Source organism: Amycolatopsis sp. NPDC102389, from assembly GCF_044765885.1.
Classification (GTDB): Bacteria; Actinomycetota; Actinomycetes; order Mycobacteriales; family Pseudonocardiaceae; genus Amycolatopsis.
In genome coordinates this window covers 21,102-36,090 of the sequence record NZ_JBIWKX010000049.1, presented here as the reverse complement: position 1 = coordinate 36,090, position 14,989 = coordinate 21,102, and the positions used below count along the sequence as shown (strand labels likewise).

Genomic DNA, 14,989 nt, shown 5'->3' with positions numbered 1-14,989 from the left:
GATCGGTGCCGGGTATTCATGGCCGGAGCAGAACCCGGAGTGGATTGCCCTCGTACTCACGCACTTTGGCGAGTCCCTCCACGACCCGCGCCAGCGGAAGAATCGCGCTGACCGACGAAGAGACGTCCAGCCGCCCACGCTCGGTAAGTTCCACCAGAGCCTTCAGGTGGCGGACGCGGTATCCGGTGTGGCCGATAATGGTCCGGCCATCCTCCCCTTCAGAGAAATGCTCGACCAGCGAGCCCTCGGGCGCTCTCTTCACCAGCACCAGACGTCCTCGTTCGCCCAGAACCGCCCGCGCCTGCTCGAGCGTCGACTCACGCCCGACGAAATCGAACGCCACGTCCAGACCCCGGCCTCTCGTGATCTCCGCGATATAGGAGGCGACACGTTTGTTCGCCGGATCCAGAGCGACGTCCGCACCCCGGTCAAGAGCCCGCTCGCGGGCCTCGGGACGCCTGTCGAGTGCGATGATCGGCGTGGCCCCGCAGATCCGGGCCAACTGGACGAGATGAGTGCCGAGTCCTCCAACACCCCAGACGCCGACGGCCTCGGCCGGTCGCAACCGCGCGGTGTCGATGGCGCCGTAGGGCGTGGACACCGCGCCGGAGAGAACCGCCGCATGCTCCAGCGGCATCGCGTCGGGCACCGAGACCAACGCCGTCGCGGAAGTGACCAGGTATTCGGCCCACGCACCGTCGTAGTGCACGGCCATCAGCCGAAGGTCGGAGCATATGTCCGAACCGCGCCCTTCCCTGCATTCGGGACAGTTGCGGCATTCCCGGCCTGCCGCGACGACCACTCGGTCACCGGGTGTCCACGACCGTACGTCGTCCCCGACCGCCGCGACGACCCCGGAGGCTTCATGTCCCGGCGTGTAGATCGGCATCCGAGACTGGACGAAACCGTCCATCCGGGCCACATCGGACCCGCAGATGCCGCAGGCGGCCACCTTGACCAGGACTTCGTCCCGCTCAAGCTCCGGAATCGGCACTTCCGCCAGTTCCAGTTTCCCGGCGACGGAATCGAATCGGACCGCCCGCATCGTCGAGGGCAAGCCATCCGAGGCACGCGGAGACTTCATAGGCCGGTCGCGCCATGCGAAACAAAACTCGCCAAGCTCACCGGTACTCCCCTCAGTATCGCGCGAAGCTGACGGGTTCCAGAGCCGTCGCAGGCAGCGCGAACATGCCGATACGTGCCCGAAGGGAGATACAGACCCCCTCGATTCTGCTGGCAGCGTAACACGGGTGTAACCCTTTCGGTACCGGCCGAGGTCGCATTCTCCACGGTGATTTTCCGTGAATAGCGGACAAACGGCGGCCTGCTCCGTCGATCAGGGTACCTGGGAGCAGACCGCCGCTGGCCGGCATTCGGAAGATCCGAGAATTCCGTTTCAGGGAAGCCATGCCGATACGGGTCCGCACTTGTGCCCTGTCAAGAAGTTCCTCCGAACGTCCCGCACCGACGACCTTAGCCGGGATCAGCGGCCTTGTGGGGCACCATTACTGGACAAAGTGACCGAGCGCGACCAGCGGGAACCTCGCCGATCCATGGGTGAGGACACCCGGAGGTGGGAAATAAGGGCACGATCACTGGCCGTCGAGGCATACATTCAGTCAAGTCATGCGGCCTCACCGTACGGTGAGGCATGGCCGCGGAAACCAGTGGATCAACTGTTCATTTACGCCGTTGTGCCATCAACGGCTGCGCGTGGCGTGGCACGTGCCCCGATCACGACGTCGAGAACGAACTCGACCCCGAACTGAACCGGCTGATGCGGCTCAGGCCCTTCGGCGCAGGGCGGAAACATCAGCGTTCGGCGGCCAAGTACGCCCAGAGCTACCGGATCAAATCGAAAGTCACCGTGACGACCGTCGAAGAACGCCGGAAGAATCCTCCGGCACCCGTTCGGCGAAAGCGTCATATCGTCCATCCGGACACGTTCGCGGCCGTTCGCGAACTGACCGCGTCCCTGCGTCTGCACCGAACCGGGTCGAACACCTCTTCGCCGCTCTCCGATATGGCTCCGCCCCTCGAAGCCCCGGACACGATCTCTCCCGGCATGGAACCGGCGGTCGTGGAAGTCCACGAGTCGCCGCAGCCGGATGTCTCGGTTCGGTTCGCGGCCCCCGAGAGACCCAGTCCGGCCCTGCTCGCGAACCTGCGGCGGCCTGCTCCGGAAAAGCCCCGTCCCGCCCGGTCCGGCCCTCCCCCGCGAGTTTCACCCGAGCGAACCTCGCCCGTCTTCGCCCTCGCGGGCTCGTCTTCCTCTGCCGCACTGGGGCCGGCGATCGAGGCCATGCGCAAGGCCAGGCGACAGAGTCCGCCGGAGCGTTCCTGAACGGGAGCCGCGGGCCAGCGGACCTCTCTTATTGAGGGGTAAGGCAAAGGTGGGAGATTGCGAAAGCCACTTTGGCAACGTTCAGCGTTGCGAAAGTGGCTTTCGCAACGTCAGAGCAGGACGCGGCAGCGAAGAGAGAATCCTCGCTGAGCCGGCGCTGCCACTGAAACCCTCGGTCGAGACACGTCGCGAAAGCCACTTTCGCGACGCCAGAGGTCCCGAAAGTGGCTTTCGCGACACGACCTCCCCACGGCCGCGAGCGAATCCCCGCGACCCGACACCTTTGGCTTACCCCTCTCGTAGGTACCTACCCGTGTCCCGCGGCCGTGCTCGGGGAAGTACGTGATGGCCCCCTTCCTTGCGCCTGGCGCAAGGAAGGGGGCCATCAGGTAAGCAAATACGGATCCCTCAAGGAGTCCTTGTCACGCTCAGCCGAAGAACACCGAAGCCACAGCGTTGTCGAAGCCGACCTTCGCGAGATCCGCGACATCGCCGTCGACGACCAGCGACTTCCCCTTGCAGTCCTTCTCGCTCCAGATCTTCACCGAACCGGAAGCCGCGATCGACGAGGCAACACCCGGGCGGGTGACGTTCTTGCAGCCGTTCCCGGCCACCCCCTGCGAAGGCTCGTTGTCGCTGAAGTTCTTGCCATCGAACAGAACCGCGCTTGTCGCGGGCCGTTGTTCCTCCGACGGCGGCGTCTTCGGAGGAACGGCGACAGAGCCGTCCTGACCGGCCTTCTCACCGTTCGGTGTGACGCCGAACCAGGTACCGCCGACACCCTGGCCTTTCGTGTCACCCGGTCCGGTGTCCTTCGCGAATCGGTATACCGGCCAGCCTGCGATCGTGACCTGCCGGGTGCCGTCGCTCCGCTCGACCGTGCCCACCGCGGACTTCTTCACACCGGCAAGGAAGATCTTGCTTCCGCCGGTCACCAGAACCGGCGGCCAGGTCTTCGCGCATTCCCCTTCGCACGTTGACTTCGACGGCTTGGCGGTGTCCTTGTCGAAACGATAGAGCGTCAGGCCCGCTCCGTTCACGACGACCGGGTTCAGTTCGCCCGCCTCGGAGGCCTTGAGCTGGACCCACTTGCGGGCGGTGGTCTGCTCGGCGGTGTTCGACGTGCCGTCCGAGCCGGTTGCCCAGTCTCCTGTCTTCGGTTGTGCGTCGTTCGCCTTGGCGGTACCGGCGAGGAGGGCCAGAGGGCCATCCCCCGCTTCCGTCTGCGCCGGCGCCGGCGCCGCCGGGCTGGGCGCGGAAGCCGGTGAGCCACAGGCCGCCAGCGCCAGTGTTCCCGCGGTCATGAGGACGGCAACGGATACAAGTCGTTTACTGAACAAGTTGATCTCCCTACACCCTGCCTCCAAACTTTTCGGAGGCCCTATGCCGTCCACACGGCTCAATCACCGGGACGGTTCAAAAGAAATTTCGAAATCTTCGCCGGAACATTCACCGGCGGAAGGCATTGTCAAGCAAAAAGAGACTTCAGGGAAGCATCGAGAGAAGTTCGGGCAGGCACGTCGCGAACCCTGTGGTTCAGGCGGCGATGCCCGCGTCTTCGGCGAGCGCGGCCACTCCCGCTCTCGTGATCACCGCGGGCGTCGGCTGGCCGTACGCCACGTGGCACTCTTCCCTGATGAGCCCTACTTCGATGAGGTTGTGCACCGCGATGTGATCGCACCAGCAGCCGTCGATCGTGAGGGCGGGTTCGCAACTGGAGATGAGGACACCACGCCCGGCCGCGACCGCTCGCAGTATGGCCCGCTCTCGCCGGCTCAATTCGATTCGGATACCGGTCATCACGATCACCGTCCAAGGTCGGCTATTCTGCCGCTTTCAGCTTGCGGCGGAACACTTCATTCTTTCTTCACTGGCCGTGGAGACGAGCGGATCCCGAGATCGTCGACGGCGCGGCCACTCGACGGCACGGCTCATCTCCGCTGACGGACATCCCGTGCCGTGATCAAAAGTCCAGAGCTGCGGGTAATAAAGGGCATACCAGGCCACACTTGGCCTGCCCGGTCACGCCTGGTACGCGATTCTGGTTCTCGGCTGGAGGTTGGAGAGTCGTGGCCGGTGTTGAACAGACGATGTGGGTAGAGGTACTGGGTGAGGTGAAGGCCCGCGCGGGAGAACAGGAGATCACTCTCGGTCCTCCCCGGCAACGGGCCGTCCTCGCCATTCTCGCGATGCGCGCCAACCAGACGGTTTCGCGCGCCGAACTCATCGATGGTGTCTGGGGTGATGCCCCACCGGCGTCCGTCGAAGGCAGTGTGCACACCTACATCCACGGCCTTCGCCGCGCACTGTCCGTCTCGGACCAGGCCGTGCTTACGCGCACTGGAGCGGGCTACCAGCTCGTCCTGGGCCAGCGGGAACTCGACCTGAACGTGGTCGAGACCCGGCTCGCTGAGGCACGGGGTCTGGCCCGGGCAGGCAAGGGATCCGCCTCGGCCGACCTGATCAGCGAATGCCTGGCCCTGTGGCGCGGGATTCCGCTCTCCGGCCTGCCGGGACCGTTCGCGGAATCGGAGCGCGTCCGCCTTACGGAACTGCGCTACCAGCTCGTCGAAGAGCGGGCCGAACTCATGCTCGCGGCGGGCAGGCATCGGGAACTGGTGACGGAACTCGGCGAGGCCGTGGAAGCAGAGCCCTTTCGGGAAGGCCTGCGCGCGCAGCTCATGCTGGCCCTCTACCGGAGCGGGCGCCGTGCGGACGCGTTGGCCGAGTTCGAGGCGGTGCGCCGATTGTTCGCCGACGAACTCGGCCTTGATCCCGGCGCCGCGCTCACCGAGCTGCATCTGCGGATGTTGCGCTCCGAACCGGGGCTGGAATCCCCTGCCGAGACACCGGCACAGGCACGCCCCCAGGTTCCGGCGCAGCTGCCGCACGAGGCGCCTGACTTCGTCGGCCGGGCGACCGAACTGGAACAGCTGGCGACGTGGTGCGCGGTGACGCGAGCGAGCGGCAAGGCTCTGGTCATCTCGGCGATCGACGGCGCGGGCGGGATCGGCAAGACCACGCTCGCGGTGCGGTTCGCCAGGATGGTCGCCGAGAGCTACCCGCACGGTCAGCTGTACCTGGACCTCCGCGGTTTCGACCCCAACCGCGCGCCGCTCAGTGCGAACGACGCGCTCGGCCAGCTGCTCTGGGCACTGGGCAGCACGCGGCAACGATCGGAACCCGACGAGCTGGTCTCGATGTACCGAACCGTGCTCTCCGACAAACGAGTGCTGATTCTGCTGGACAACGCCGTGTCGACGGAGCAGGTACGTGATCTGCTGCCGGGCACGTCGAACAGTCTGGTGCTCGTCACCAGCCGCAACCGGCTCAGTGGCCTGGTCGCCAGGGACGGGGCACGCCGGTTGACCCTGGGGTTGCTGACCGAATCCGAAGCGCTGGACCTGCTGCGCAACACGGTCGGCAGCCAACGCATCGACGACGACACGGCCGCGGCGGCCGAACTCGTCCGATTGTGCGGCTATCTGCCGCTGGCCTTGCGGGTCGCCGCTGAGAAGATCTCGGGAAGACCGGACACGAGCCTGCGTGAACTCGTCGAGAACCTGCACGCCGCACAGGACCGGCTGGACAACCTCCATGTCGACGATGACGAGATGACTTCCGTGCGAAGTGTCATCTCCTGGTCCTACACCTCCCTCGAGGATGAACTGGCCAGGACCTTCCGTCTGCTGGGCCTGGTCCGGGCTCCGAACATCGATGCCTTCGCCGCGGCCTCGCTGTTAGGCAGGCCGGTCGCCGAAACCGGAGACCTCCTTCGCACTCTGAGTGAACAACATCTGCTCGAACCCGAATCGGATCGGTACGGGTTCCACGACCTCATCAAGGTGTATGCCGGCGAAATGGCGTACAGCGAAGAGCTTCCGGAGACTCGCAGGGAAGCGATTCGCGAGCTCATGGTCTGGTATCTGACCGGAATGCGCACGGCACTCGTACGCCTGATCAAGGACTACCCGCTACCACCTCTCGAGATTCCGGAAACGACGCATCCGCTGCCGGACCTCACTACCCGCGAGTCGGCATGGAAATGGTATGAACAAGAAACGAAAAACGTAGCCGCACTGATCGAACATGCGGGAGAGCTCGGGGAACACGAGATAGCCTGGCAATTGGCCTGGTGCACCTACAACAGTTTCTATGCGACCGGGCTGATGTCGGAATGGATCCAGATCCTCACCGTCGCCCTGGCTTCCACCGAGCAGCTGGCCGACCCTGGCCCCAAGGCGCGGATTCTGATGTTCCTCGGTATAGGGAACTCCCGGATCGGACGGAACGAAGCAGCTGTCGAATACCTGGAACGCGGACTGTCGGTCGCCCGCGGCATCGACAACGATCACTTGCGCTCCAGCATGCTGGCCAATCTGGCCTCCACGCTTCGCGAGATGAAGCGGTATGAAGAGGGCATCGCTTACGCCCGTGAGGCAGTCGAGCTGGTGAAGCCCGAATCACCGCAGTACCAGAAGGCGGGCAGCATCGACGCCCTCTGCGAGCTGTACGTCGAATCCGGTCAGCCGGAACAAGCGCTGCGCTACGCCGAACTCGGCTTGGAAGCCGCCCGCGCCTGCGACGCGGCACTACTCGAGGCCAACATGATGGTGAACGTCGCACACGCGTACCGGGACATGGCCGACATGACGATGGCGATGCGCGAATACGAAGCGGCACTCGAACTGTGCACGAGGCAAGGCGACCGATATCACGAAGCTCTTGCCTTGCTGGGAATCGCCGAACTGCGCCGCCGGATGGGCCAGTACGAAGACGCAAGGAAGCACGCACACCGCGCGCTGGACATCTTCCTCGAACTCGGCGGCGAGGAGTCCGATGTGACGCTCGCCTTCCTCGCTTCGCTCGACGCGGGCGCGACATCTTGACACCGATCGGCGAAAACGACGGCGGCCGGTGGCCCCCAGAGCCTCACCGGCCGTGTTTCGCGCGACGGGAACGCGGGCCGCCGATCAGTGAGAGGCGGTCCGCTCAAGCGGGTTCGCGATCACCCGATATGCCATCAACGTCCTGCCGAACTCGAAGGCCGCCCGCCTGAGGGCCCTGGCCGCGATAAGGGGGTTGACCTGCTTGAAATGACCGGTCACCGCCAGCGCGGCCGGCCGCTGAACGCCGGTGAGCGGCACCGCGATGGTCGTGAGCTTCTGTACGACATCATCTACCTGCGCGAGGCCGGTACGGCGGATCTCCGATAACCGGTCGGTATCCGGAGCTGCGCAAAGCCCGATGTCCCGCCCGACCTGATACGCGTGAAGAATCTGACCTATCGCGGTTCGCGGAAAGCGCGAAGTGACCGAGACCACATTCGGCAACCTTGGCGTCCGGTGGCCGAAGATCTGATTGACGAGCTGAGCCGATTCACCGGCCAGCACACTGATGCTCGCGGTATGACCGGTCATCTGATGGAGATCGACAAGATAAGGCGTGGCGTGCTGGCGTAGCGACGCGACAAAACCGTCTTCGGCACTGCGATCGGGCTGCACCATACCGCCGGGGGAATATTTGTCGCCTGCCCTGACGATCATGCCGTGGGCCTGCAGCACGGCGAGCACCCTGTGCACTGTCGCTTTCGCGAGTCGGGTATGCTGGCTGAGCTGGGTAAGGCTGAGTGGAACTTCGCTCGTGATCAACGACGCCAGGACGACCATCGCCTTGTCCACGGCTGTATGACCTGTGCCGCCGGCGAAGCCGTCCTCTTCCGACTTGCTTGCCAAAGACGCGTTCATGGGAAATCCAAGGGGTCGACTGTCGGCATCTGATTGCCTACCGATGACGATCCTAAGTCGACGTCAGCCCATCGAGACCACGGCCGACTTCGACCGAGCCTTTCGTCTAGCGAATCTGCCTTGACCGCCCTGGCGGACCGTTCGCGATTGACATCTCATGGCCGGGTCCACACCGTCCACAATGCCCGTAATTTCACGGACAGCGCCCCTGTCGGCACGTCAAGTAGCGAACACGTCAGTCCCCCGGCCACAGCGGCAGCCCTTTGTCCTCATTGGATATTCGTGGTGTATCGCTGCCCATGAGCAGTGGCCGCCTGCCCTGCACAGGCCGACGCCACCGGCATCCATCCTGTGCCGCGACCGAGATGCTTCGCTTCCGCAACTGCTCGAGCAGGAGTTCCGAGGGGCGAAACTTCGGTGAGTACGAGCAGACCATCTCGCTAGAGTTCGGCAAGCCTCATGTCTCGGATGACATCCGACAGCCTGTTGATGACACGGGCGTCGAGAGGGAGAGTGACCGTCGTGGACCAGGACCTCGTACCACTGCTCAGTCGTTCGTTCATGCGCGATCCCTATCCCACGCTCGCGGCACTACGGAGCACCCACGCGGCGGTGCCGGTCGAGAACGGTGGCTTCCGGATGTGGGTGATCACTCGCTACGAGGACGCACGAACCCTCCTGGCGGACTCCACCCTCCACCGAGACCTGATCAAACACCGTCACGAGGTCGTCGGGCAGAACCTGGTCGACGCCGGACGTAAACCGAAGCTGCCACGCGAATTGCGTCGCAGCATGCTCGACCAGGACGGCGCCGATCACCGGCGGATGCGGGCCGTGGTCGCCCGGCACTTCACTCCGTCCCGTCTGGCCAAGCACCGGCCGAGGATCGAGCAGGTCGCCGGGGAACTGCTCGATCGGTTGCCGGTGCGGGCACCTGTCGACATCATCGACGCGTACGCGAGGCCACTCTCAGCCATCTGCCTGTCCGAGATGCTCGGTGTTCCCGAGGGCTCACGGAGCGAGTTTCCGGTTTGGGAGACCGCGATCCTCACGGCGCCGACCAAAGCGGAGGTGGAGGACGCCGGACGCGGGATGCGGAGTTTCGCGGAGGAGATGATCGCGCTCAAGCGAGCCGAACCGGCCGACGACCTTTTCACGACGGTGGTCGAGGCGGCATCGGACGGTGCGCTGAACGACGCCGAACTGATCTCCATGATCACCCTCCTGTTGATCGCCGGGTTGGAGCCCGCCAGTGCGATCGGCAGTGGGATTCGTGTGTTGCTGGGCCATCCCGGCGAACTGGAGCGGTTGCGCGCCGACCCGAAGCTGATCTCCGCCTGCGTCGAGGAGGTCCTTCGTTTCGAGACGCCGTTCCGGATGCTCACCCCGCGCTATCTCGACCATCCACTGGAACTCAACGGTGTCACCGTCCCAGCGGGTGAGCTGCTGCTGATCTCCACCGGAGCGGCGAATCGCGATCCGGTCCAGTTCGACGACCCGGACCGTTTCGACATCACCCGTGACACATCCAAACACCTCGGGTTCAGCCATGGCCGCCATCGGTGCCTGGGAGCAGAGTTGGGCAGACTGGAAACGGCGGTCGGGCTGTCGACGCTCTTCGCCCGCTTCCCCGAGATCCGCCTGGCCGCGACCGACGGCGAAATCCGCTGGCGACCGGGAATGTTCATGCGGAGGCTCGACTCGCTGCCCGTCGTGGTGGGTTGACGACGGATCGGCAGGGCGGGCCCTTGGGAAGGTTTTGCCGATTCCACCATTACCGAGTACGGAATTCGCACTGGGAGTCCGATGATCAAGGTCGTTGTCGCCGGCGGTGATGAAATCTTCCGCGTCGGCATATGCAGTGTTCTCAAGGTATCCGGCACCATCGAGGTGGCGGCGCAGACCGGAACCGTGGAACGGATCGCGGAGCTGGTTCTCGCCAACCAACCGGACGTGGTCGTGGTCGATCTGACCACAAAGGACCAGTCGCTGACCCGGACCATCCGGAGCTTCCGCTGCGAACTGCCTGCCACGCGCGTCGTCGTGATCGCCCCGGTGACGACGAACGAAGTCGCGTACTTCTCCCTGACCGGGAGTGTGGCAGGCCTGCTCGAAGGGCCCGTGCCCCCGCAGGAACTGATCAACGTCATCACGGCCGTCGCGTCGGGGGATTCGATGATCATCTCACCGTCGATCGCCCAGCGGATGACCGACCGATTCCTTCGCTACACCCGTAATCAGGCCTGTCACGCCCAGGACCGGATCAACGCGCTCACCCCCCGCGAACGGGAGGTGCTGGCTCAAGTCGCCAAGGGATACGGCAACGCGGAGATCGCGCACCGACTGTACGTCAGCGAAGGGGCGGTCAAGGCACATGTGAGTCATCTGCTGACCAAGCTCGGCTGCGCCAACCGCGTTCAAGCGGCGATCATCGCCTGCGATTCGGGATTGTTCGAGCTCGAGCAGGGGCAGTCCCGGCTCCCCTCCCCCAGCCCCATCGTCACTTGACGCAGTGCCGCGCTCAGGGCACCCACCCGGCCTTCGCCGGGGTCAACCGCACAGGCAGCGCGGTCAACTGGTTCATGATTCCGACGTCTTCCCACCGCAGATCGACGGCGGGCACCGCGAGTTCGATCCGCTCGAAGCGGTTCAGCAACGTGGTGAACGCGATTTCGGCCTCGGCCTTGGCGAGATTCGCGCCCAGGCAACGATGGATACCGTGCCCGAACGCGAGATGCTGGTTGTCCTGGCGGCCGACGTCCAGCCGATCGGGGTCGGTGAACCGCTCTCCGTCACGGTTCGCCTCGGTCACGGAACACATCACGACGTCGCCGGCGGCGATGGTGACGTCCTCGACCTCGATGGGTTCGACGGCCATCCGGAACGCCGTCACGCGCAGCGGGGGGTCGTAGCGCAACAGTTCGTCGACCGCACCGGACAGGAGGGACCGGTCTCCACGCACGCGGTCGAGCTGCTCGGGGTGGGTCAGCAGCAGGCTCATGCCTTTGGCGATCAGCTGCGTGGTCGCCGTCTGGCCCGCTACCAGCAACAGGAACACCATCGAACTGACCTCGTCGTCATCGAGGTCGGCGGTCAAGCGCGAAATGAGGCCATCGTCGGGGTCGGAACGCCGTCGTCCGGCGAGATCTTTCGCGTAGTCGTTCAGCCACATGATCGATGGCCGCAGGGTGTCCTTGATCGGCAGGAGGCCCGCGGCGAAGACGTCCGACCAGCTGCGCACCTGTGCGCACTCGTCCGCGGGAATTCCGAAGATCTCCCCCAACACCAACGTCGGCAGCGGGACGGCGAAGTCGGCGACCAGGTCCACTTCGGACCGTGGGGACAGCTTTCGCACCAGGTCGCCCGCGATGCGTTCGATGGCGGGCCGTACGGCGGTGACGGCTCGCGTGGTGAAACCCGGCGCCGCCAGTTTGCGCATCCGCGTGTGCACCGGGGGATCCTGACTCAGCATGTCGCGTTCCATGATCCGTTTGACGTCGGTGGGCAGCGACGCGAGCGGAGCCATCTCGCCCATTGTGGACGAATCACTGGTGAGTCTGGTGTCGCTCAGCATTCGGCGGGCGAGGCCGTACTTGGTGACCATCCACACCGTACGACCGTCCGGCAGCTTCACACGGGTGACACCGGGCGAACTCACGGTCGCAGCGTTCATCGGCCCAGATTCGACGAGATCACCCGCGGTGTCCATTCGCCGATCGTCCACATTTCCCTGGACGATTTCCTATCGACGGCGCCTGTGGCGTTACGGATACCGTTCGACCACAAGGATTCCTTCACCAGTGATCCGGAGCCGTCATGAAACAACGAGAGCTCGGACGTAGTGGTATCAAGGTCTCCCGGATGGCATTGGGCACCGCCACCTGGGGACTCACCACGCACCGCGACGAGGCCGCTGAACAGCTCGTAGAGTTCGTCGGAGCGGGTGGCAATCTCCTCGACACCTCCGACGTGTACGGCGCGGGCGCGAGCGAAAAGGTCATCGGCGAGCTGCTCGGAACGGTCGTGCCCCGCTCGTCGGTGGTACTCGCCACCAAAGCCGGCGGTGTTCCCGGAGGTAAGCCAGGCGACGCCGACACCCGGCGGGAGTCTCTGCTCTCCGCGCTCGACGCGTCGCTCACCAGACTCGGGACGGACTACGTCGACCTATGGCAGATGCACGTCTGGGACGACAGGACGCCGATCGAGGAGACGTTGTCCGCGATCGAAACCGCTGTACAAAGTGGACGTGTCCGGAACGCGGGGATCTGCAACTACTCGGGTTGGCAGACCGCGCTCGCGGCCAGGAGGCGGCTCGGCGGTGGGCCTTCGCTCATGAGCACGCAGGTCGAGTACTCCCTGCTGGAACGCGGTATCGAGCGCGAGGTGCTCCCTGCCGCCGCCGCGCTGGGGCTGTCGGTGCTGCCGTGGGCACCGCTTGGCCGAGGAGTGCTCACCGCGAAGTACCGGTCAGGTGTGCCGCTCGAACGGGCGAAGAGTCCCTTCTTCCGGTGGTACGTCGGCCATCACCTGGACGCACCCCGCACCGACGAGATCGTCGACGCGGTGGCGTCGGCGGCCGCCGAACTCGGCGCCGCTCCCGTCGCGATCGCGCTGGCGTGGGTCCGGGACCGGCCGTCGGTGACCGCCCCTGTGGTGGGAGCGCGCACCGCAGAACAACTCAGGGATTCCTTGGCCGCCGAATCGCTCGAGCTGCCGGGGGAGATCAGGACCCGGCTGGACGAGGTCTCCGCACCGTACGTCGGCTATCCCGAACGACTTGTCTGAGAGCCTGTTGGCGGAGTTGCGACGTGCCTCGCGAAAGGGACATGACGCGCGAACCCGCCCCGGCCGAAGGCCCCGCTATCGCGGCGGCAGGGCGCCTCTGTCGCCAACGTGAGAGATATGGCCAGGTCGCGCCCTGTCGACACGATCGCGGACGCGGGTTCACCGACAGACACTGACAACGAGGAGTGGCCATGGGCCGTCGATTCGGCGAATTCAAGCACCTACCCATCAGTCCGGTGTTGCGCGAGTACGTCCTGCGCAGCGGCACACCACTGGACCCGGTGATGACGAGTCTGGTGGACGAAACCCAGCGGGTGAGCGAACTTTCGATCATGCTCGTGCCCGAGGAGCAGGCGAACCTGATGACCCTGCTCACCAAGGTCCAGTCGGCCGCGATCGTGCTCGATCTCGGCACGTTCACCGGCTGCTCGGCGCTCGCGTTCGCCCGAGGCCTCTCCCCCACTGGCCGGGTGATCACCTGTGACATCAGCGACGAGCATCTCGACGTGGCACGTCACCATTGGAAGTGGGCCGGTGTCGACGACCGTATCGACTTCCGGCTCGGCCCGGCCGAGGCGACGCTCGAAGCACTCGCCGCGGAGGAGACCCGGATCGATATCGCGTTCCTCGACGCGGACAAGGAGAACTACGGTGTCTACTTCGACCTGATCGAGCCCATGTTGCGCCCCGGCGGCCTGCTTCTGGTCGACAACGCGTTGTTCAACGGATACGTCCTCGCTCCGGAACTGGCGCCCTCGGAGTTGATCCGCGGCGCGTCGGCCGCCCTGCGCGATCTCAACGCGCGACTGGCGGCGGACGATCGCTTCGAAACCGTCATGCTGCCGATGTCCGACGGACTCACCATCGCCCGCAAGAAGAGCCGGGAACAGGAGTGAGCTCGGTGGACGCGGACGTGTGGGACTTCCCGTTCGACGAGGAAGGTCTGGAACTCAACGAGTCGTACCGCCGGGCTCGCACCACCACGGGGCTCGTCCGGGTGCAACAGGCCTACGGTGAAACCGCCTGGCTGGCCACCCGGTACGAAGATGTCCGGTTCGTGCTCGCGGATCCCCGGTTCTCGAGGGCGATGTCGATGACCGAGAACTGTCCGCGCACGACCGAGGGAGTGCAGCGGGGAGGCCTGCTCTTCATGGATCGCCAGGACCATTCCCGCATCCGCGGTCTGGTGGCGAAGGCGTTCACGATGCGGCAGGTCGCGGCCCTGCGACCGAAGGTCCACGAGCTCACCGACACCTTGGCCGGGCGGATCGCCTCCGGCACGCCGCCTGTCGATCTCGTCGAGGGTTACGCCAAACCGACACGGTCCACTGTCATCTTCGAACTCCTCGGTATCCCGCCGGAGGACCGGGACGGTTTCCGCGGACTCTGCGAGGGCGTGCTCTCCACCGGCGCGATGTCCGCGGAGGAGTTCGGGGCGAACCACGTGAAGCTGAACGGCTACATGGCCGAATTGGTGCAGCGCCGGCGGCGCGAGCCGGGTGAAGACCTCATGACCGCGCTGATCGCGGCCCGAGATGTGCGGGACCGGCTCAGCGAGGACGAACTGGTCAACGTGTGCATCGACATCCTGCTGCCTGCCTACCAGAGCCAGGTGCCGAACTTCGTCCACGCGCTGATGCGGCAGCCGGGCACGTGGGACCGGCTGGTCGCCGAACCGCGACTGCTCCCGAGTGCCATCGAGGAGCTGGTCCGGTTCGTGCCACTCGTCGAGGGCGCGCCATTCCCCCGCTATGCCACCGAAGACATCGAGATCGGCGGCGTAGCGGTGCGAGCCGGAGAACCGGTTCTGGTGTCGATGGCGTCGGCCAACCGCGACTCGTCGGTGTTCGCCGACGCGGACGAGCTCGTCCTCGACCGCGAGGACAACCGCCACCTGGGTTTCGGGCACGGCATCCATTTCTGCCTCGGCGCCCAGCTAGCCCGCATGGCGTTGTACGAGGAGCTGGGCGCCTTGCTGAGGCGGATGCCCACTCTCCGTCCGGCGGGCGAGGCGGTGTGGAACACCGAGATGGGCATCCGCGGGTTGCGGACCATGCCGGTCGGATGGTGACCGTCCGGAACCGCCGCGAACGTGATCACCGCGCCGCAAGAT

The 14,989-nt window shown here is 65.3% G+C and carries 12 protein-coding genes; 7 read left to right on the top strand and 5 right to left on the bottom strand.

The window, feature by feature from the left end:
• Window positions 1-16 precede the first annotated feature (16 nt).
• Window positions 17-1,045: an alcohol dehydrogenase catalytic domain-containing protein gene (locus ACIRGA_RS31420; RefSeq protein WP_400947795.1), complete on the bottom strand. Its 1,029-nt coding sequence runs from the start codon at window positions 1,043-1,045 to the stop codon at window positions 17-19.
• Between the two features lie 606 nt (window positions 1,046-1,651).
• Here ACIRGA_RS31420 and ACIRGA_RS31415 point away from each other — a divergent pair.
• A complete protein-coding gene (locus ACIRGA_RS31415) occupies window positions 1,652-2,344 on the top strand; it encodes a hypothetical protein (protein WP_400947793.1) in 693 nt (230 codons plus the stop codon).
• Window positions 2,345-2,772: 428 nt separating this feature from the next.
• Here ACIRGA_RS31415 and ACIRGA_RS31410 read toward each other — a convergent pair whose 3' ends face one another.
• Both ACIRGA_RS31410 and ACIRGA_RS31405 read right to left on the bottom strand, forming a co-directional pair.
• Complete coding sequence (locus ACIRGA_RS31410) at window positions 2,773-3,648, bottom strand: hypothetical protein (RefSeq protein WP_400947791.1); 876 nt, start codon at window positions 3,646-3,648, stop codon at window positions 2,773-2,775.
• Between the two features lie 232 nt (window positions 3,649-3,880).
• On the bottom strand, window positions 3,881-4,144 hold the full coding sequence (locus ACIRGA_RS31405) for a hypothetical protein (protein ID WP_400947789.1): 264 nt from the start codon (window positions 4,142-4,144) through the stop codon (window positions 3,881-3,883).
• A 269-nt stretch (window positions 4,145-4,413) separates the two neighbouring features.
• On the opposite strand from ACIRGA_RS31405, the gene ACIRGA_RS31400 reads away from it, so the two are divergent.
• Entirely contained in the window at window positions 4,414-7,233 is a 2,820-nt protein-coding gene (locus tag ACIRGA_RS31400; RefSeq protein ID WP_400947787.1) for an AfsR/SARP family transcriptional regulator, read from the top strand.
• Between the two features lie 84 nt (window positions 7,234-7,317).
• On the opposite strand, the gene ACIRGA_RS31395 is transcribed toward ACIRGA_RS31400, so the two are convergent.
• On the bottom strand, window positions 7,318-8,091 hold the full coding sequence (locus ACIRGA_RS31395) for a helix-turn-helix domain-containing protein (protein ID WP_400947785.1): 774 nt from the start codon (window positions 8,089-8,091) through the stop codon (window positions 7,318-7,320).
• A gap of 513 nt (window positions 8,092-8,604) precedes the next feature.
• Here ACIRGA_RS31395 and ACIRGA_RS31390 point away from each other — a divergent pair.
• Window positions 8,605-9,816 carry a cytochrome P450 gene (locus ACIRGA_RS31390; protein ID WP_400947783.1) on the top strand — a complete coding sequence of 404 codons (1,212 nt, stop codon included), beginning with the start codon at window positions 8,605-8,607 and terminating at the stop codon, window positions 9,814-9,816.
• Window positions 9,817-9,897: 81 nt separating this feature from the next.
• Window positions 9,898-10,599 (top strand): LuxR C-terminal-related transcriptional regulator, encoded by a 702-nt coding sequence (locus ACIRGA_RS31385; protein ID WP_400947781.1) that lies wholly within the window; start codon window positions 9,898-9,900, stop codon window positions 10,597-10,599.
• Between the two features lie 13 nt (window positions 10,600-10,612).
• On the opposite strand, the gene ACIRGA_RS31380 is transcribed toward ACIRGA_RS31385, so the two are convergent.
• Window positions 10,613-11,764, bottom strand: a complete 1,152-nt coding sequence (locus ACIRGA_RS31380; protein WP_400947778.1) for a cytochrome P450 — start codon at window positions 11,762-11,764, stop codon at window positions 10,613-10,615.
• 143 nt (window positions 11,765-11,907) lie between these two features.
• Between ACIRGA_RS31380 and ACIRGA_RS31375 the strand changes: the two genes are divergently transcribed.
• The 3 genes from ACIRGA_RS31375 to ACIRGA_RS31365 all read left to right on the top strand — a co-directional run bounded on the left by ACIRGA_RS31375 (window position 11,908) and on the right by ACIRGA_RS31365 (window position 14,947).
• The gene (locus tag ACIRGA_RS31375; protein WP_400947776.1) at window positions 11,908-12,876 is read left to right on the top strand and encodes an aldo/keto reductase; all 969 of its coding nucleotides are present in this window, start codon (window positions 11,908-11,910) and stop codon (window positions 12,874-12,876) included.
• Between the two features lie 191 nt (window positions 12,877-13,067).
• The gene (locus tag ACIRGA_RS31370) at window positions 13,068-13,772 is read left to right on the top strand and encodes an O-methyltransferase (protein WP_400947774.1); all 705 of its coding nucleotides are present in this window, start codon (window positions 13,068-13,070) and stop codon (window positions 13,770-13,772) included.
• Complete coding sequence (locus tag ACIRGA_RS31365) at window positions 13,769-14,947, top strand: cytochrome P450 (RefSeq protein WP_400947772.1); 1,179 nt, start codon at window positions 13,769-13,771, stop codon at window positions 14,945-14,947. The genes ACIRGA_RS31370 and ACIRGA_RS31365 overlap by 4 nt, the downstream gene beginning before the upstream one ends.
• The last annotated feature ends 42 nt before the right edge of the window (window positions 14,948-14,989 follow it).